General features: G+C 64.9%; 14 protein-coding genes. 2 read left to right on the forward strand and 12 right to left on the reverse strand.

Annotation, left to right across the window (positions count from 1 at the left end):
* Window positions 1-11 precede the first annotated feature (11 nt).
* Window positions 12-581, forward strand: coding sequence for a fasciclin domain-containing protein (locus FHS69_RS06055; RefSeq protein WP_166776903.1), 570 nt, complete (start codon window positions 12-14; stop codon window positions 579-581).
* Here FHS69_RS06055 and FHS69_RS06060 read toward each other — a convergent pair.
* The 4 genes from FHS69_RS06060 to FHS69_RS06075 all read right to left on the reverse strand — a co-directional run bounded on the left by FHS69_RS06060 (window position 565) and on the right by FHS69_RS06075 (window position 9,151).
* Entirely contained in the window at window positions 565-4,767 is a 4,203-nt protein-coding gene (locus tag FHS69_RS06060; protein ID WP_166776904.1) for a translocation/assembly module TamB domain-containing protein, read from the reverse strand. The two genes, FHS69_RS06055 and FHS69_RS06060, sit on opposite strands and share 17 nt — an antisense overlap.
* Window positions 4,767-6,866: an autotransporter assembly complex protein TamA gene (locus tag FHS69_RS06065; RefSeq protein WP_166776905.1), complete on the reverse strand. Its 2,100-nt coding sequence runs from the start codon at window positions 6,864-6,866 to the stop codon at window positions 4,767-4,769. The genes FHS69_RS06060 and FHS69_RS06065 overlap by 1 nt, the downstream gene beginning before the upstream one ends.
* A gap of 34 nt (window positions 6,867-6,900) precedes the next feature.
* Complete coding sequence (locus FHS69_RS06070) at window positions 6,901-7,743, reverse strand: arginyltransferase (protein WP_166776906.1); 843 nt, start codon at window positions 7,741-7,743, stop codon at window positions 6,901-6,903.
* A gap of 154 nt (window positions 7,744-7,897) precedes the next feature.
* Entirely contained in the window at window positions 7,898-9,151 is a 1,254-nt protein-coding gene (locus FHS69_RS06075; protein ID WP_166776907.1) for a threonine ammonia-lyase, read from the reverse strand.
* A gap of 111 nt (window positions 9,152-9,262) precedes the next feature.
* Between FHS69_RS06075 and FHS69_RS06080 the strand changes: the two genes are divergently transcribed.
* Entirely contained in the window at window positions 9,263-10,912 is a 1,650-nt protein-coding gene (locus FHS69_RS06080) for an amidohydrolase (protein ID WP_166776908.1), read from the forward strand.
* On the opposite strand, the gene tatC is transcribed toward FHS69_RS06080, so the two are convergent.
* The 8 genes from tatC to argS all read right to left on the reverse strand — a co-directional run bounded on the left by tatC (window position 10,897) and on the right by argS (window position 17,442).
* Window positions 10,897-11,691 carry a twin-arginine translocase subunit TatC gene (tatC, locus tag FHS69_RS06085; protein ID WP_208380097.1) on the reverse strand — a complete coding sequence of 265 codons (795 nt, stop codon included), beginning with the start codon at window positions 11,689-11,691 and terminating at the stop codon, window positions 10,897-10,899. The genes FHS69_RS06080 and tatC overlap by 16 nt on opposite strands.
* A 1-nt stretch (window position 11,692) precedes the next feature.
* Window positions 11,693-12,175, reverse strand: coding sequence for a Sec-independent protein translocase protein TatB (gene tatB / locus FHS69_RS06090; RefSeq protein WP_166776909.1), 483 nt, complete (start codon window positions 12,173-12,175; stop codon window positions 11,693-11,695).
* Between the two features lie 24 nt (window positions 12,176-12,199).
* Window positions 12,200-12,427 carry a twin-arginine translocase TatA/TatE family subunit gene (locus tag FHS69_RS06095; RefSeq protein WP_067462865.1) on the reverse strand — a complete coding sequence of 76 codons (228 nt, stop codon included), beginning with the start codon at window positions 12,425-12,427 and terminating at the stop codon, window positions 12,200-12,202.
* A gap of 61 nt (window positions 12,428-12,488) precedes the next feature.
* Entirely contained in the window at window positions 12,489-13,106 is a 618-nt protein-coding gene (gene scpB / locus FHS69_RS06100) for an SMC-Scp complex subunit ScpB (RefSeq protein ID WP_166776910.1), read from the reverse strand.
* A complete protein-coding gene (locus FHS69_RS06105; protein ID WP_341801727.1) occupies window positions 13,106-13,915 on the reverse strand; it encodes a segregation and condensation protein A in 810 nt (269 codons plus the stop codon). Before FHS69_RS06105 ends, scpB begins: the two co-directional genes overlap by 1 nt.
* Entirely contained in the window at window positions 13,912-14,934 is a 1,023-nt protein-coding gene (nagZ, locus tag FHS69_RS06110) for a beta-N-acetylhexosaminidase (protein WP_166776911.1), read from the reverse strand. The genes FHS69_RS06105 and nagZ overlap by 4 nt, the downstream gene beginning before the upstream one ends.
* Window positions 14,935-15,013: 79 nt before the next feature.
* Entirely contained in the window at window positions 15,014-15,700 is a 687-nt protein-coding gene (locus FHS69_RS06115; RefSeq protein WP_166776912.1) for an SPOR domain-containing protein, read from the reverse strand.
* A 2-nt stretch (window positions 15,701-15,702) separates the two neighbouring features.
* Window positions 15,703-17,442, reverse strand: a complete 1,740-nt coding sequence (gene argS / locus FHS69_RS06120) for an arginine--tRNA ligase (protein ID WP_166776913.1) — start codon at window positions 17,440-17,442, stop codon at window positions 15,703-15,705.
* Window positions 17,443-17,460 lie beyond the last annotated feature (18 nt).

Below are 17,460 nucleotides of genomic sequence, written 5' to 3' on the forward strand. Positions count from 1 at the left end.
GCCTCTTGCCGATGGCATTGGTTCTCGCGGCCCCCTTCACGCTAACTGCGTGCAAGGACGAGCCAACACCCGACACGACGGAAAGCGTCGCGACCCGTGATGACGGGACGCTGACGCTCGCCGCGGCCCTGGGCGCGGATGAAGACCTTGGAAAGACTCAGGAAGCGATCGAACAGTCGCAACTGGTAGGCGTGTTAGACGGTCCCGCCAGTTATACGCTGCTGGCGCCGACCAATGAGGCATTCGCCGAATATGGCGTCGAAGCGGACGCGTTGTTCGACGATGCCAGTCGCCCGGTTCTTGCCGCGATCGTGCGCAACCACGTACTCCCCGGTCACCTGACACCCGAAGCGATAGGCGCTGCGATCGACCGCAAGCGCGGGCCGGTTGCCATGATGACTTTGGGCAATGCTACCGTCACCTTCAGCCGCGATGGAGGGAAGCTCCGCGTGGCTACGGAAGGGGGCCAGCCGGCCAGCTTTGCAGAGGGGGCAGCCGCTATGAACAATGGCGTCCTGATTCCGATCGATCGCCTGTTGCTGCCTCGCCGCGATGCGGTCGAACCTAGTAATCCCGACTGATCTCCGCGACGACGCTTTCACGCCCCACTGTCGAGACCGCAGCCAGCAGCGAAAGCCAGCTGGTCACACGGAATTCCACTTCGGTGGCGCTGTAACCGCGGCCATCGGTGATAATTTCCGCATAGAAGCGGCGCCCGAAATTCTTGCCCAGAGCCACACCTGTTCCGCGGCCCAGCGCCGGGTCCGCGCTGACGATCCGCAAGCGATCGAGGCCGATGGCGCTGCGTAGCTGGTTGATCGGATCAAGCCCTCCACCACCGCGCAGGCTTGCCACTGCAGCGCCTAGCTGCAGCGCATCGGTGGCCGAAAGGCTGGTCACCGAACCGCCGAACAACAAGCGGGCGAGAAGCTCTTCCTCGGGAAGCGAGGGGTCGGAGGTAAAGGCGATCTCCGGCTGGGTCGCGCTGCCGCGCACGGTGACCTCGACCGTGAGACCATCGCTTTCGGTCTCGGCGCGAATGTCCAGTCGCGGATCGACCGGCAGATTGGCGTCGAATTCGATTTCGCCGCGGGTCAGTTCGAACTGGGTCCCCGCAAAGGTGTAATCGCCACGGACGACTTCGGCGCTGCCGCCGATGCGCGGATCGTCGGTTGTCCCGCGCAGGATCACATCGGCCGACCATTCGCTGTCGAGCCCCATCCCGTCAACGTTGATACGGCTGGCTGCCGTCGCATCGATCAAATAACGCCAGGGGCGTGCCGGGGCAGCCTGCGGCGCCCGATTGGCGGGTGCGTTGATCTCGCGCGTGGCGATCTGCGGCAGTCGCAGATCGTCCGATGCGGTGCCCAATCGCCAACTAGCCTCATTCACCCGGACGCGCCCCGCGATGGTTCCGCCCAGGCCATTGGAAACGATCCGCAGCGGCCCGGTGATCGTCGCGCTGAGCCCGCCAGTATCGAGGAGCCGCGCATTGCGCGCCGAGGCCCGCAGATCGATGATCGGTCCACGGATTTCGAGCACTCGACCTTCGACCGTTTCGCCCAGCGTCCGCAGATCGACGATACCGCTCCCGCTGACGCTGCCACCGTTCACCGCAGTCCCGGCAAAACGGGTCAGCTGCAACCGCGATCCACTGAAGCGACCGCGCAGCGCAATATCGCTGATATCGGTGCCCGAAAGCGAGCTGCGCAATTGCAACGCATCACCCGATAGCGACCCACGCACGGTGGGGTCCTGAAGTGTCCCGCTGGCATCGGCGGCAATCGCGATCGGCCCGGTGATATCAAATGTGTCGAGCGCCGCGAGGCGCCAAAGGCTTTCGGCTGCGCCACGATAGCGCAATTGCGCGGCGAGGCGGCCTGCACGCAACCTGTCGATCAACACGCCCTGCCGGGGAAGCCCGGTTATGCGCGCCTGTACCCGGCCACGCTGGATGTCGGAATTGCCCAGAATGGCACGCGTTGCCAATTCGTCCTCGGTCAATCGTGCGACCAGCGCAACATTGACCGGGCGCGATGTCAGGACGAGCCCCGACCGGGTCAGTCCTTCGATCTTCACCGTCGCATCGCTGACGGGCAGCCCGTTGGCGCTGGTGCGATAGTCGATGGCGCCCGAGATCGTCCCCCCAAGGCCTGTGTCGGCGCGGACGACGTCGATCAGCGAAAGCGGCATTCGCGCGAGCTTGAAATCGAAGTCCAGATTGCCGCCCCCGAAGCTGCCGGATGCAATCATGCCACCGTCGCCATACGACAATTGCGTCGGCGCCAAACGCCAGCCACCGCCGTCGAGCGAAGTAAGCACTGCGCGACGCGGCATGGTAATGCGGCGTCCGGCGAATTGTCCCTTTGCGGCGAGCGCAATCCGCTCGGGCGCTATAGCGGCATTGAGATCCAGCACGAAACGGCCGCTACGCCGTCCCGAGAGGGACGCGTCGATCCGTCCGACCCCGTCTTCCAACGCCCCTTCTGCGGCCAGACGACCAATGAACAGCGTGCCGTAGGACAGACCGGCCGCGCTGGCCGACCCCGTGAAGGCAGTGCGCCCTTCTCCGATCACACCGCTGGCGTCGATATCCGCGCGCGCGATACGCATTGCGGGTTCACCCCCGAAACGCGCATTCCGTGCGGCCAAATCGATCGTGACTCCCTGCGCGCCGCCGCGTGGTGCCAGCGCGACGGTGCCCGACAAGCCACCGCCGTTGAATGCGAGCGTACCGTCGGCACCGCCTTCGACCAGCGCGATCCCGCCGGTCACATCCGTATCGGAAATGCGCAATTGCCCGATCGTAATCCGCGTCGGTCCATCGGCAGGTGCCAACAGGGCAAGCTCCCCAGCGAACGGGCCAAGCACAGACCCGCCCTCGGTATCGATCGCGAAGCCCTCCTCGCTCGGGGCAATGGCCACCCGGACATTTTCCAGCCCGGTAAAAGGCTGATCGAAAACCAGTGCTGCGGTCGGACCAGTCTCGGTTACGCTGGCTTCAACTGTGAATGCGCCATAATCGGCATGGCGCCCGCTGCCGGCCACGCGCGTGGTTCCGTCACGCACGCTGCCATCGAGCGCCATGGCCAGCTTGCTTGCGTTGATCCGCAACCGGTCGAAATCGAGCGGTCCATCGCCCCCCGTGGCGATACCCCCGCGTACGCGGATCGCCGGCCCGGCAAGATTGGCCAGCGTGGCATTGGTAACGGGGGTAACCCGTGCGTCGAGTTCCGCACCCAGCCGCCAGGGCCGGCCCGGCTGCAGCGCGAAGTCGATAACCGCCGTGCCCCCCGCGGTACCGACATTGTCGAGCGCGAGGCCTTGTGCGCGCACCGGACCGCGGATCAGATAGGATCCACGCGCGAGATCGCCGCGGAGGGCGAGATTTGCCGACGCATTGGCGAATGTCAGGCGCAGATCGTCCGCCAGCAACATCGAACCGGAGAGGACCAACGTGCCGCTGCCACGGCCATCGACCAGACGGGGATCGACCAGCGCGTTGCCGCTGACAATCCGCGCGACCGCCAGGTTCAGCGGCAACGTCCAGCGTGTCCCATCGTAATCGGCCGTTCCCTGCTGGCGCAGGCCGGTCAGTACGGTTCCGGCGAGATCGGCTTCGGCCACGCGCAGGTCATGGACGATAGCGAGATCATCGAACGCCCCGTCGATCGTGGCGGTGAGCCGTGCATCGCGCAGGCTCATGTCCTCGCCCAAGAGGTTCGGATCGCGCACCCGCGCAGCAATCTCGAGCGCTTCGGCGCGGTTCTGGGCGAGGTCGAGCAACCCTTCGGCGGTCAGGTCGAGCCCGGCGCCGCGGAGCAATGCGCGGCCGTCGAACACGCGATCGTCGATTGCAATCTCGCTCTTGATTGCGACGTCATCACCCAGCGCGCGGGCGGGAATTCCGGTAACGAAGCTCGAGGGATCGAACCGGCCCGACAGGCCGAACAGCCCGGCGCGATTGGTAATCCGCAGCGCGGCTATGCGCTCGTCCTCGCCGCGCACGAGCAAACCCCCGGTCCAGCGCGACCAGGTACCATCGCCGCGAAGCCGTGCGGTGTAGGAATTTTCGAGGCCAGCCAGCGCCGCGATCGGCCCATCGGCAGCCGCAACCACATCAACTGCGAGATCGAAATCGTCCCCATCAGGTTCGGCATTGACCAGCAGGTTAAGCCGGTCACTCTGTCCCAATTCTCCGTCCAGATCGACCATCAACCTGCGGTCGGCTACCTGCACGCTGCCCGCTACATCCACACGCTGCGGCCCGTCGCCGGCAATTCCGGGAGCCAGAGTGAGGTTCTCGATCGCCAGTTCTTCGATATCGATATCGAAGCCCGGGAGGATCGGCCCCTCTTCTTCGCTGGGGAGAAATTCCGGCAAGCGCGCCAGCGTCGCGCGGCGCGCGGCGAAACTGTCGATCTCGAGCCGGTTCGACAGCCAGCCACCCGGGTTCCAGTCCACCTCTGCGCGGGGTATCGTGAGGAACACGCCTTGCGGGTCCGACAGTTCCACATCGTGGAGTACGGCCGCGCCGTAGAGATTGCCATCGATCCGCCCGATGCGGATGTTCAGCCCGTTCGGGAACGTCCGTTCGGCTATGCGACTGGCAAGGAAACGCTCGCCGATCGGCGTGTTGAGCAGAAGCAATCCGCCGCCCAGCAGAAGGACCAGCGCCGCCGCCAGGCCAAGCAGCCATTTGCGCCCGCGTCCGCCAGCGGCCTTCCCCTCCCCGGTTGGCTGTTCCAGCGATTCCGCGTCCGCCATCAGAACGCCTGCCCCAGCGAAACATAGACCGCGACGGGTGAATCCTCGGGTTCGGGGTTGAGCGGCACACCCACATCGACGCGGATCGGTCCGAAGCCGGTGGCATAACGCAGGCCGACGCCCGCTCCCATCTTGATCTCGCCGAAATCGGGCGTGGTCGAAGTCGATACGCTGCCAAGGTCAAAGAAGGGCACGACCGACACCGCCCCGTCGAGAAAGCCCGTACCGATGCGTGCTTCGAACGAGGCTTCGACCAGGCTCCGCCCCCCGATGGGTTCCATGAACTCGTTCTTGGGCCCGATTGCCTGATAGCCGTAACCACGCACAGAGCCGCCGCCGCCCGCATAGAGCCTGCGCGATGGCGCAATGCCGATCAGATCGGCCCCCTGGATTCCGGCAAAGGCAAGCCGAGCGGCCAGCACCGTCCGTTCGCCCACCGACTGGTAGTAGGCCGCATCGACGCGGTTGCGCAGGTAGTAATACTGTTCGCCCTGCGTGCGCGAAGTTTCGGGCGCGAGAAAACCGGTCACCCGGAAGCCGCGCGTGGGGTCGAGCAGTGAATCGCTGGTATCGATCGTGGCCCGCCCGAAGACCGAGCCCACGAAGTAGGTCTGGCGTGGCCGGGCCACCCCGTCGACGATCCGGTTGCGCTCGTCGGTAGCAAGGATCTCCGCGCCCACGCCCCAGGCCAGCGGCTTCTGGAACAGCAGCGTCGAGGTGCGTTCGTAAGTGCCGGTCAGCGCAACGGTCCGCGCATCATAGGCTGTGGTGTCGATGCTCGATGCATAGGCATCGACAGTCAGCACCTTGTCACGCCCACCAAAGTTGTTCTTGCGGAAGGTAACGCCCGCAAGCTGTTCGCGCGTTCCCAAGATCCCGCGAAGCCGCAGGGCGCCTTCGGGCGGGAACAGGTTGCGATGCTCCCAGGCGGCCTGGACGCGGATGCCCTCTTCCGAACCATAGCCGATCGCGCCGGAGATCGTGCGCAGCTTGGCTCGCTCCAAGGTGACGTCCATCGCGACGACACCCGGTTCGTCACCTTGCGGCGGGGCCACTTCGCGCGCCTCCACCGCGACGGTCGAAACAAGTCCCGTGGCAGTGATTGCGCGGCGCAGGTCGAACTCCAGACTGCGCTGGTAGGTATCGCCGGGCTCGAAGCGCGCGATGCTGGCGAGGTGGCGGCCCGAAAGGAATGCCTCGTCGCTACTGACCACGTCGCCGAAGACATACTTGCCATTCGGTCGGACGGGCAGCGTCAGGTCGCCCTCGACGCGTTGGTGATCGATCAGCAGTTCGGGTTCGTCGATTTCGGCGAAGGCATAGCCTGTCTCGCCAAGCGCGCGATCGAGATCGAAACGCTCGTCGACGATCGTATCGGACTGCAGGTAATCTCCGGATTGAATGCCGAATGCGGCGCGCAGTTCTTCGGCATCGGGTGCCGCGGCCAACTCTCCGAGATCAATGGCGCCATAGGTATAGCGCGGACCGGGGATGACATCGAAGCGCACCCGCGGGCGCTGCTCCGCCGCATCTTCGCCCGCGTCGCGCGTGCCGATCGTACGGATCACCTCGCCATCGTAATATCCGTAGACACGCAGCAGCGTACGCAACAGCTCCTCGTCCTCGCTCGCGCGGGCGGCAAGCTGGGCGACGTTCTCGTCGCCATCATCCAGTTCCTCGATCGTGGACAATGCCTCGAACCGATCGACGAAATCGCCGCGCTGCGTGAATGGCGGCTCCTTCTGCGGAAAGCCGAGCACCAGCGTATTGGAAATTTCCTCCAGATCGGCTTCCTCGAACGCGATCCGCGGTGCATCCTCGAGCAGGTCGGCGAACCGGATATCATCTTCGGGCTCGAGCGGTTCGAGCGCCGGAATCTCGACATCTTCGGGCCAGGCCACGGGAATGCCCGGAATATCGCTGATCGGGGAATCGGTATCGGGCTCCGCCACCTCGCCTTCGGATGCCGCACCGTCGGCGCCCTGCTGCGCCCATTCATCGGGGTTTTCTACCGCGCTGTCGGGTATCAGTTCATCCAGCGAAGGCGCGCTGCCGATATCCTGCGCCAGAACGGGATGCGATGCAGCGATCGCCGCCATCGCGAGGCAGGTTCCCAGAGCGCGGCGCGCCACCTCACTCGGTGACTTTATACTCGCTCGCAAGGCCGTCCTTGGCTGGCAGGGCTTCTTCGCGACGGCTGACGCGTGGCGCGGTGGCTGCCGCGATAAGCCGTTTCTGTTCGGCATCGGGCATCCGTTCCCAGCCGCTGCGGGTAAGCCGCTCGAGCGGACGGTAGCGGACCTTGTATTGCATCCGCTCGGCGCCTTCGACCCAATAGCCGAGATAGACGAAAGGCAGTCCGTTCCCAGCTGCCCGACGGATGTGGTCGAGGATGATGTAGTTCCCAAGCCCAGCGCGATCCCCATGCTCAGGGTCGTAGAAGCTGTAGATCATCGACAGCCCGTCGCCCTGGTAGTCCGTCAGGCACGCCCCCACCAGGCGGCCCTGTTCGGCGCCGATACCCGGCTCCCGATATTCAATGAGAAAGCTTGTGACGCTGGTATGTTCCACCATGTCCGCAAAATCGGTTTCCTCCATCTGCGTCATGCCCCCACCGGGGTGCCGTGCAGCGAGGTATTTCTGCAGCAATTCGAACTGTTCCGCAGTCGCCCAGGGGCGGCATTCGGTAGCAATCAGATCGTCATTCGCCTTGAGCGTGCGCTTCTGCGACGAAGATGGCTTGAATTCGTCCGCCACCACCCGCACCGAGACGCAGGCCTGGCAATCGAGGCAAGACGGGCGGTAGGCCACCGTCTGGCTGCGGCGGAAACCGATGCGGCCAAGCGCTTCGTTCAGCTCGTCGGCATTTTCACCGCGCAGCTCGGTAAAGACCTTCCGCTCGCGCTTGCCGGGCAGGTACGGACACGGCGCGGGGCTGGTCACGAAAAAGCGCGGAAAGCGAATCGGTGCGGTCACTTCGGGCTGCATCCTCTTAAAGGTTAAGAAATCCTTACCTGATGCCTCTATCAATGCCAGACCGCGCCGGGCGTTAAAACCCCGTTTACCATGAAAAGCCGATATCGCTCGTCCGAGCGCCCGTTCGGACCGGACCTGCTCCGGTTTCGGCGCGTCAGGCGAGTTCGGCGAGTTCGACCGAATAGCCCTTCGCGCGCAGGTTATCGACGAGGCGATCGATCTGCTCGCCATCGCGCGCTTCGCATTCGATCTCTGCGGTCAGCCCCTTGGCGGGAAGCGTCGTGAAAATACGCTGGTGATAGATCTCGATGATGTTGACGTTGTGCGCGTGGAATTCGCTCATGACGCGGAACAGCGCGCCGGGCCGGTCCTGCAGCACGATTTGCAGCCGCGCGAGGCGGCCCGAACGCGCGAGGTCGCGCAGCAGCACATTGGCCAGCAGGCGGGTGTCGATATTGCCGCCACACAGCACCAGCCCGATTGTCTTGCCCGCGAACTTTTCCGGGTTGGACAGCACTGCGGCAAGACCCGCAGCTCCTGCGCCTTCGACCACCGTCTTCTCGATCTGCAGCAGCAGCGAGACCGAATGTTCGAGCTTCGGCTCTTTCACCAGCAGCACTTCGTCGACCAATTCGGCGATGATCTGCCGCGTGAACTGGCCAGGCGCCTTGACCGCAATGCCTTCGGCCAGCGTATCACCGCCGCACGGCCGCTCGTCGCCCGTGACCGCAGAGTACATCGACGGGAACAGTTCGGCCTGCACTCCGACCATCTCGATCTCGGGTTTCAATGCCTTGGCTACGGCGGCCATGCCGCTCATCAGCCCGCCGCCACCGATCGGCACGACCAGGCAGTCGAAATCGTCCTTCTCGGCGAGCATCTCGAGCGCCACCGTGCCCTGCCCCGCCGCAACCAGCGGGTCGTCGAACGGGTGGACGAAGGTCAGCCCGCGCTCCTGTTCGAGTTCACGCGCATGCGCATAGGCTTCGTCGAAAGTCTCGCCATGCAGGACGACCTGCCCGCCAACGCTTTCGGTCTGCATCACCTTCACGCTCGGGGTGGTCTGCGGCATCACGATCGTGACGGGGACCCCCAGCCTTCGGCCGTGATAGCTGAGCCCCTGCGAGTGGTTGCCCGCCGAGGCTGCAATTACGCCGCGCGCCTTCTGTTCCTCGCTCAGGTGGAGCAAGGCATTGAGCGCGCCGCGCTCCTTGTAGGCGGCCGTGAACTGGTGGTTTTCGAACTTGAGCCAGATGTCCGCCCCCGTAATCTCCGACAGCGTCTGCGAACGCTGCATCGGCGTCCGGACCACCGCACCTTCGATGCGCGCCGCCGCGGCACGGACATCGTCGAGGGTCAGAAGATCGGTCGCCTTACCGGCGGCACGCTGGGGAGAAGCCTGGGTCATAGCCTTCGCCCCTACGGCTCGGCGGGGCATGGCGCAATCGCCGAAAGGGTTTGCCTCCACCAAGCTATGCCTTATCGCACCCTGCGACAAATCGCCACGGGACTGCCTGCCATGTCATTCAAATTCCTCGCTTCCACTCTCGCGCTCGTTCTGGCCTCTCCCGCCGCGGCAGACGTGCTGATCGACAATGTCGAAGGGCTGACGATCGGCGAGGATGGCAAAGTGAAGCGTTTCACTGCGCTGGTGATCGACGATGACGGCACGATTGCGCAGGTCCTGACCGCGCGCGACAAGGCACCGCAGACCGATTACCGCGAGGACGGCGAAGGCGCCGTGATGATCCCCGGGCTGATCGATGCGCATGCGCATGTCATGGGGATCGGTATCGGCGCGCTGACGCTCGACCTGTCGGACACCAATTCGCTCGAGGAAGCGCTCGACAAGATCCGTGCCTTCGCTGCTGAAAACGAAGCCCGTCCGTGGATCCTCGGGCGTGGCTGGAACCAGGAGAAATGGGGCCTCGGGCGCTTTCCGACCGCGGCCGAACTGGATCGCGCGGTGGCCGATCGCCCGGTCTATCTGCAACGCGTCGACGGCCATGCCGGCTGGGCCAATACGCTGGCCATGGAAGTGGCGGGGATCGATGCCCGCAGCAAGAGCCCCGCAGGCGGGCGGATCGAGCGCGTCGCGGGTTCGCAGGTGCCATCGGGCGTGTTCGTCGATGCGGCGGAAGAACTGATGACGCGGGCGATCCCCGCACCGCGCCCCAACGAACGCGATCTCGCACTGGCCGAAGCGCAGAGAGTCTTGCACCGAAACGGCATCACTGCGGCCGCCGACATGGGCACCACGATCGAGGACTGGCAGGCCTATCGCCGCGCGGGTGACAAGGGCGCGCTGACACTGCGGATCATGGCCTATGCCGCCGGGCCCGACCAGATGGAGCTGATCGGCGGGGCACGGCCTTCGCCATGGCTTTATGACGACAAGCTGCGCATGAACGGGATCAAGATCTATCTCGACGGTGCGCTGGGCAGTCGCGGCGCGTGGCTCAAGCAGGACTATGCCGACGACCCGGGCAACACCGGCCTGCCCCTGACCGGCCCCGCCAAGCTGCGGAACATACTGGTGCGCGCGGCACAGGGCAATTTCCAGCCCGCGATCCACGCCATCGGCACCGCGGCGAACGAGGATGCGCTCAACGCGGTCGCCGAAATCGCGGAGAGCTTCCCCGGCGATCGTCGCTGGCGGATCGAACACGCGCAGATCGTCGATCCCGCCGACCTGCCGAAGTTCGCGCAGAATGGCGTGATCGCTTCCATGCAACCGGTCCACCAGACCAGCGACCGAAAGATGGCCGAAGCGCGACTTGGCCCCGACCGGCTGGAGGGTGCCTACGCCTGGAACAGCATTCTCGAACTGGGCGGACGGCTCGCCTTCGGTTCGGACGCTCCGGTGGAATCGCCCGATCCCTTCGCCGGTCTCGCTGCAGCCATCACGCGAACCGATGCCGATGGTGAACCTTTTGGCGGCTGGCGGCCGGAAGAACGGGTGAATCGCGAACAGGCGCTTGCAGGCTTCACCAGCGAAGCCGCCTTCGCCGGTTTTGCCGAGGGCCGGTTCGGGCGGCTGCTACCCGGCGAACGTGCCGATTTCGTGCTGATCGATCGCGATCCGATGTTGGCCAGCCCCGCCGAATTGCGCGAGACCCGCGTACTCGAAACCTGGGTCGGTGGACGCAAGGTCTACGAGGCGGACTGAGATTCCTCATTCGCCTCGCGCTCGACCTTGCGACGCTTCTCGGTCAGACGCATCAGCACCAGCGAGCCTTCGAACAGAATCAGCAACGGGATCGCCAGCAGGAGCTGCGATCCCGGATCGGGCGGCGTGATGATCGCCGCGAGAGCGACCACCAGAACGATGACGTAGCGGCGCGCCGAGACCAGTTGGTCGCGTGTGACGATGCCTGCGCGATGCAGCAGCAGCAGCAACACCGGCAGCAGGAAGCTCATGCCGAAGGCGAGTATGAACTGCATAACCAGACCGAGATATTCGTTCGCCGTCGGAAGCGCCTGGATTTCCAGTCCGCCCGCACTTCCCTCGAAGCCGAGGAACCACTCGAATGCGGTGGGCATGACGATGTAATAGGCCAGCGCCGCACCCATTCCGAACAGGATCGGCGTCGCCAGCAGGAACGGTAGAAAGGCGCGTTTCTCGCGCGCATAGAGACCGGGGGCTATGAAAGCCCACAACTGATTGGCGATGATCGGGAAGCTGAGGCAGAACCCCGCGAACAGTGCCACCTTCAGTTCGACGAAGAAGACTTCGTAGAGTTTGGTGAAGATCAATTGCCCCTCGCCCGCGGGAAAAGCGTTCTTGAGCGGCTGGATCAGGAACCCGAGGATCGGGTCGGCGAAGTAGAGGCACACGCCGAAGGCCAGCGCAAGCGCCAGCACGCAGCGAACCAGCCGGCCGCGCAACTCGATCAGATGGTCAAGCAGCGGCGCCTGGCTTTCGTCGATATCCTTGATCACCGCCATCTTAACCGCCCTTGCCCGGGGGTGGCGGATCGAGCGGGAGAATTGGCTCGTCGGAATTGGTAGCAGGGGTATTTGCGGAGGGCGCGTGTTCGGGTGCTTTCACCGGTGCCGCGCGCCTGATGGCGGCTTCCGCCGCGGCATCGGGATCGGCTGTCTCTCCGGCCGAAGCAAGCGGTTCCATCTCCTGACCCGCTAGCAGGTTCTCCGGCGGTTTACGCTCTTCGGCGCCCCCTTCGGGCGTCGAGCCGTCGGGGTATTTCGCCATGATTTCCTTGTTCCGCGCAGCCCACTTCTCTTCCATTTCCTCGATCTCCGCCTGCCGGACGACCTCGTCCAGACCGGCGCGGAAATGGTTCGACATACGGCGCAGCTTGCCGATCCAACGGCCGGCATGGCGCAATGCCTTGGGCATGTCCTTGGGGCCGATCACGAGGATCGCCACAATGACGATCACCAGCAATTCACTGGCGCCGATATCGAACATGGCCTGCCTCCGCCCGCTAGCGGATTACTTGGTGTCGGTGGTCTGCTTGACCTGGTCGGCGGTCAGCCCCTCGTCCACCGGCTTGGCCTCGTGGCTGATCTGCTTGGCCGGCGCCTCGTCCTCGTTCATGCCCTGCTTGAAGCTTTTGATGCCCTTGCCGAAATCGCCCATCATTTCGGAGATGCGCCCGCGCCCGAACAGCACGAGGACGACGACGGCGATGATGGCGAGTTGCCAGACACTGAGACCCATGGGACCTTCTCTTTCCGATTGCTTGGTTGTGAATATAGGCGTTGCCGCGGCTTAGCGCCAGTCAGCCTTCGTCGATCTCGGGATCATCGTGCGCAGCCGTCTCTTGCGCGGCATCGGCCTCGTCCCCACCCATCAGTTCCTCATAGGCATCCTCGACCGGATCAAGCAGGCCGGTGGCGCGCAATTCCGCGAGTCCGGGCAGGTCGCGCCGGCTTGCGAGGCCGAAATGTTCGAGGAATTCGGGGGTCGTCGCATAGATCGTCGGGCGCCCCGGAACCTCGCGCCGGCCGGCAATCTTGACCCAGCCCGCCTCCATCAGGACGTCGAGCGTCCCGCCGCTCGTCTGCACGCCGCGGATCGATTCGATTTCCGCGCGGCTGACCGGCTCGTGATAGGCGATGATCGCCAGCACTTCTGTGGCAGCGCGGCTCAACCGGCGCAGCTGCTCTTTCTCCCGGCGCAGGAGATGGGCGAGATCGGGCGCTGTCTCGAAATGCCAGCGCTTGGCCCGTTCAACGAGCTGGATCCCGCGCGGTGCGTAGTCTTCCGCCAGCTGACGCAGTGCGGCGCGCACATCGCCCACGGCCGCATCGCCAAGGAGACCCGCAATCGCTTCGGCGGTCATCGGCTCCTCGGCTGCGAACAACGCGGCTTCGACAGCGCGGGCCAGCGCGTCCATCAGGCGGGCACCCGGCGCAGGTGGAGCGGACCGAACGTGTCGTCCTGCTGCAATTCGGCCTTGCCCAGGCGGGCGAGTTCGAGTGCGGCCACGAAACTCGAGGCCAGCGCCGACTTGCGCAGCCGCGGTTCGGCATGCGGCGGGAGGAAATCGCGCAATTCCACCCAGTCGAGCGTGACGCCGAGCATGTTAGAAACCCGGTCGAGAGCCGATTCCAGCGTCATCACGGGTCGTTCGCGAACCATGTGGATTGCGGGCGCGGTGCGCGCCTTGACCCGGCCATAGGCTTCGATCAGCGCGAACTGGTCGCAGCGCCAGCGCGTCTTGCGTTCGATTTCGAGGCCCTCGGGTGCCCCGCGCAGGAAGACATCGCGCCCGATGCGATTGCCGCCCATCAGCCGCGCGGCGGCATCGCGCATCGCGCCCAACCGTTGCAATCGTAATTGCAGCTTGAGCGCCAGCTCCTCGGGGCTCGGGTCCTCCTGCTCCTCTTTCGGCAGCAGCATGGCGGATTTGAGATAGGCGAGCCAGGCCGCCATCACGAGATAGTCCGCCGCAAGTTCGAGTTTCAGCGCCTCGGCCTGGTCGATGTAATCGAGATACTGGTCGACCAGCGAGAGGATCGAGATCGAACGCAGATCGACTTTCTGCCGCCTGGCCAGGTCGAGCAAGAGGTCGAGGGGGCCTTCCCAGCCGTCGAGTTCGAGATAAAGCGCGTTTTCGTCCACGGGCGCCTCGGCAGCGATGCCGTCCCAGTCCTCCTCACCCGGCTGCACGGGGTCGGAGAACAGAAGCCCGTCGTTCGTCACGCGGCGCGATCCTCCGCCAGCCCTAGCAGCGCGTCGCGCTTGGCCAGCAATTCGGTGGTATCGGGACCATCTTGCGGAGCCGTCATCGCGTCATGCACGCGTTCGAGCCGCTTGGCCGCCGCATCCCCGAGGTCGGGCGACTGCTCGGCGATCGCGCGCTGGTCGTCCATCTTCGCCCAGCAGTTCAAGACGATGTCGCACCCCGCCTTCAGCGCACGGCGGGCGCGTTCGGGAATCGAGCCGTCGAGCGCCTGCATGTCGATATCATCGGACAGCAGAAGCCCGTCGAAGCCGATGCGCTGGCGAATGATCTCGTCGATCACCTTGGCCGACAGCGTGGCCGGATGGTCGGTATCCCATGCCTCGAAGACGATATGCGCGCTCATGCCCAATGGATGGGCCGCCAGAGTGCGGAAGGGCTCCAGGTCGACCGCCAGATCCTCGTCACTCGCTGCGACGCGTGGCAGTTCCTTGTGCGAATCGCAGGTTGCGCGGCCGTGTCCCGGCATATGCTTGAGACAGCCGACGATGCCTGCGCGCGACATCCCGTCGAGCACTGCGCGGCCCAGCGCAGCGACCTGCAGCGGATCGCTGCCCAGCGCGCGATCGCCGATTACATCGTCTGTTTCCTTGCGGCGCACGTCGAAAGGCGCGTGGTAATCTACCGTGATGCCCATTTCCGCCAGTTCGCGGCCCATTGCCTCGGCGTTAGCGCGTGCGGCCTCGATCGCGGAAGCGGGTGCGATGTCCCACAGCCGCGCAAAAGCCTCGCCCGCAGGATAGCGCTGCCACACGGGCGGCTTCATCCGCGCCACGCGGCCGCCTTCCTGGTCGATGGAAATAATCAGCTGCTCGCGCCCGTGAATCGAGCGCAAGTCGTCGGTCAGCCGCCGCAATTGCCCCTTGTTCTCGCAATTGCGCGCGAACAGGATGTAGCCCGCCGGATCGGCATCGGCGAAGAAGGCGCGTTCCTCTTGCGAAAGAGAGGGGCCGGCAATGCCGAAAATGGCAGGTGTCATATCGAGAAAATGAGCGCCGACGCCGTTTCCCGCAAGTTCCGACCGCGCGTCAGATGTGGAAAGCGGCGCCAGTGACGACCTATTTGATGAAGCAGGCCAGCCCGTCGGCCTTCAGCGCTGCACACAGCCGATCCGCCGAAGCCCGGTCGCCGGCTAGCGCCTGCAGCCGGTAGACTTTCCCGATATCGACCTGCGCCTCGATCACGCGGTGCCGCACCCCATTGAGCGCTTCGGTCTGGCGCATGAGGTTGGACCAGGCGGCCTCGGCATCTTCGCGGCGCGGATAGGCCCCTACCTGCACCGCGGTACCCGCAGCCGCGGCTGGCGCGCGCGGCCCCTCGTTGACCGTCGACGCGATCGTCGGGGCCGCACCCGTCTGTGGCCCTGGGGCCGGTTCGGCCAGCCTGCCTTCGCGGGTTTGCCCTTCACCGACGGCGAAGCTGGTGTCGCCCGTTCCGGCGAAAGTCTTTCCGCCCGGATCGTCGGGCTTGCTCTTGTAAGGTTCCTCGGGCGCCGCGATCACGCTGCCATCGGCAGGCGGTTCATCCGAAGCCTGGTTGGTGACAAACCAGATAGTGCCGACGACGAGGCCGAGCAGGACCAGCGCGAGCACGCCGAGCAGGACCATGCGCGAGGTGTCGAATCCCGTCGCCTGTTCCTCATCCTCGCCCGCTTCGAGCCAGGGAAGGCTCTCGTCATCTGCCAGGTCGAGTTCGTCTTCGTCATTCCAATCGGCATCCGTACCGAATGGCGTCGCCCCCGTCATGGTCACATCTCCTCGACCGCTTCGACCCCCAGAATGGCAAGGCCGTTGCGGATCACCTGCCCGACCTGAGCCGCGAGGAACAGCCGCGCGGCAGTCAGTTCGGGATCGCCCTCCTGGATGATCCGCTTCGCGGGATCATCGTTACCCGCATTCCAGAAACTGTGGAAGGCGGCAGCGAGGTCGCCGAGGAAGAACGCAATGCGATGCGGCTCGCGCGCCTTGGCTGCGGCTTCGACCACCCGCGGAAACTGCGCGGCTTCGCGAACCAGCGCGAGTTCGTCCTCGCCCAGCCGGTCTAGATTGTCCGCATCCGGCGCGACCCCCGCCTTGCGCAGCGTAGAATGGATCCTGGCATGCGCATACTGGAGGTAGAATACCGGGTTCTCCTTCGATGCTTCGACCACCTTGGCGAAGTCGAACTCCATCTGGGCGTCGGGCTTGCGGGTCAGCATGGTGAAGCGGACCACGTCCTTGCCCACCTCGTTCACGACGTCCGCCAGCGTGACGAATGTGCCCGAACGCTTGGACATCTTGACCGGCTCGCCATCGCGCAGCAGCTTGACCATCTGGACCAGCTTGACATCGAACGGGACATCCCGGCCCGCGCCCTTGGTCAAAGCGGCAACAGCGGCCTTGATCCGCTTGACCGTGCCCGCATGGTCGGCGCCCCAGATATCGATCAGCGCATCAGCCTTTTCGGCCTTCTGGAAATGATAGGCGAGATCGGCCCCGAAATAGGTCCAGGCACCGTTCGATTTCTTGATCGGGCGGTCCTGATCGTCGCCGAATTCGGTCGAGCGGAACAGCGGCAATTCGACCGGCTCCCAATCCTCGGGCGGGGCCTTGCCCTTGGGCGCTTCGAGCACACCGTCGTAGATAAGGCCTTTCTCGCGCAGCCAGGCCTCGGCAGCTTCGGGCTTCTTTGCCGCCTGCAGTTCGGCTTCCGACGAGAACAGATCGTGATGGATGCCCAGCAGCGCGAGATCTTCGCGGATCATGTCCATCATCGCGGCAACCGAACGCTCGCGGAACAGGCCGAGCCATTCGCTTTCGGCGGCATCCTTGTAGGCGGGGCCGAATTCCTGCGCGAGCCGCTCGCCCACCGGCTTGAGGTAATCGCCGGGATAGAGGCCTTCCGGAATCGCGCCGATATGCTCGCCCAACGCCTCGCGGTAACGCAGATGCGCCGATCGCGCGAGGACATCGACCTGCCCGCCCGCATCGTTGACGTAATATTCGCGCGTCACGCGATACCCAGCCCATTCGAGCAGGCCGCACAGCGCATCGCCCACCACCGCACCGCGACAATGGCCCATGTGCATCGGGCCGGTCGGATTGGCCGACACATATTCGACATTGACCGTTTTGCCGTCGCCCATGACCGAGCGACCGTAGGCGTCGCCAAGGTCGGCAATCGCCAGCAATTCGCGACGCCATGCATCGGGGGCAAGCCGCAGATTGATGAAGCCCGGACCGGCGATCTCGGCCGCCGCAATATCGGGTTCGCGCGAGAGATGGTCGACGATCTTCTCGGCCAGCGCGCGCGGGTTGGTCTTGGCCTGCTTGGCCAGAACCATGGCGGCATTCGTGGCAAGGTCGCCATGCGAGGGATCGCGGGGCGGTTCCACCGTGACGTTGCCGCGGGGGGTATCCGCGGGAAGCACGCCTTCCAGTTCGAGGGCGTTGAGGACCGCATCGATCCGGGCGGCGAAAGCCGCGTGAAGTGTCTGCATTTCAGCCATGGCGCGCGCCTAGCCTAT

Origin of the sequence: Qipengyuania flava, from assembly GCF_011762005.1 — a bacterium.
Classification (GTDB): Bacteria; Pseudomonadota; Alphaproteobacteria; order Sphingomonadales; family Sphingomonadaceae; genus Qipengyuania; species Qipengyuania flava.

Bases quoted from the DNA above. Each gene is read 5' to 3' on its own strand.
- FHS69_RS06075 (WP_166776907.1), bottom strand. From the start codon at position 9,151: ATGACCCAGGCTTCTCCCCAGCGTGCCGCCGGTAAGGCGACCGATCTT.
- FHS69_RS06095 (WP_067462865.1), bottom strand. From the start codon at position 12,427: ATGGGTCTCAGTGTCTGGCAACTCGCCATCATCGCCGTCGTCGTCCTC.
- nagZ (WP_166776911.1), bottom strand. From the start codon at position 14,934: ATGACACCTGCCATTTTCGGCATTGCCGGCCCCTCTCTTTCGCAAGAG.
- FHS69_RS06055 (WP_166776903.1), top strand. From the start codon at position 12: ATGGCATTGGTTCTCGCGGCCCCCTTCACGCTAACTGCGTGCAAGGAC.
- scpB (WP_166776910.1), bottom strand. From the start codon at position 13,106: ATGGACGCGCTGGCCCGCGCTGTCGAAGCCGCGTTGTTCGCAGCCGAG.
- FHS69_RS06060 (WP_166776904.1), bottom strand. From the start codon at position 4,767: ATGGCGGACGCGGAATCGCTGGAACAGCCAACCGGGGAGGGGAAGGCC.
- argS (WP_166776913.1), bottom strand. From the start codon at position 17,442: ATGGCTGAAATGCAGACACTTCACGCGGCTTTCGCCGCCCGGATCGAT.
- tatB (WP_166776909.1), bottom strand. From the start codon at position 12,175: ATGTTCGATATCGGCGCCAGTGAATTGCTGGTGATCGTCATTGTGGCG.
- FHS69_RS06080 (WP_166776908.1), top strand. From the start codon at position 9,263: ATGTCATTCAAATTCCTCGCTTCCACTCTCGCGCTCGTTCTGGCCTCT.
- FHS69_RS06065 (WP_166776905.1), bottom strand. From the start codon at position 6,866: ATGGCGGCGATCGCTGCATCGCATCCCGTTCTGGCGCAGGATATCGGC.
- FHS69_RS06115 (WP_166776912.1), bottom strand. From the start codon at position 15,700: ATGACGGGGGCGACGCCATTCGGTACGGATGCCGATTGGAATGACGAA.
- tatC (WP_208380097.1), bottom strand. From the start codon at position 11,691: ATGGCGGTGATCAAGGATATCGACGAAAGCCAGGCGCCGCTGCTTGAC.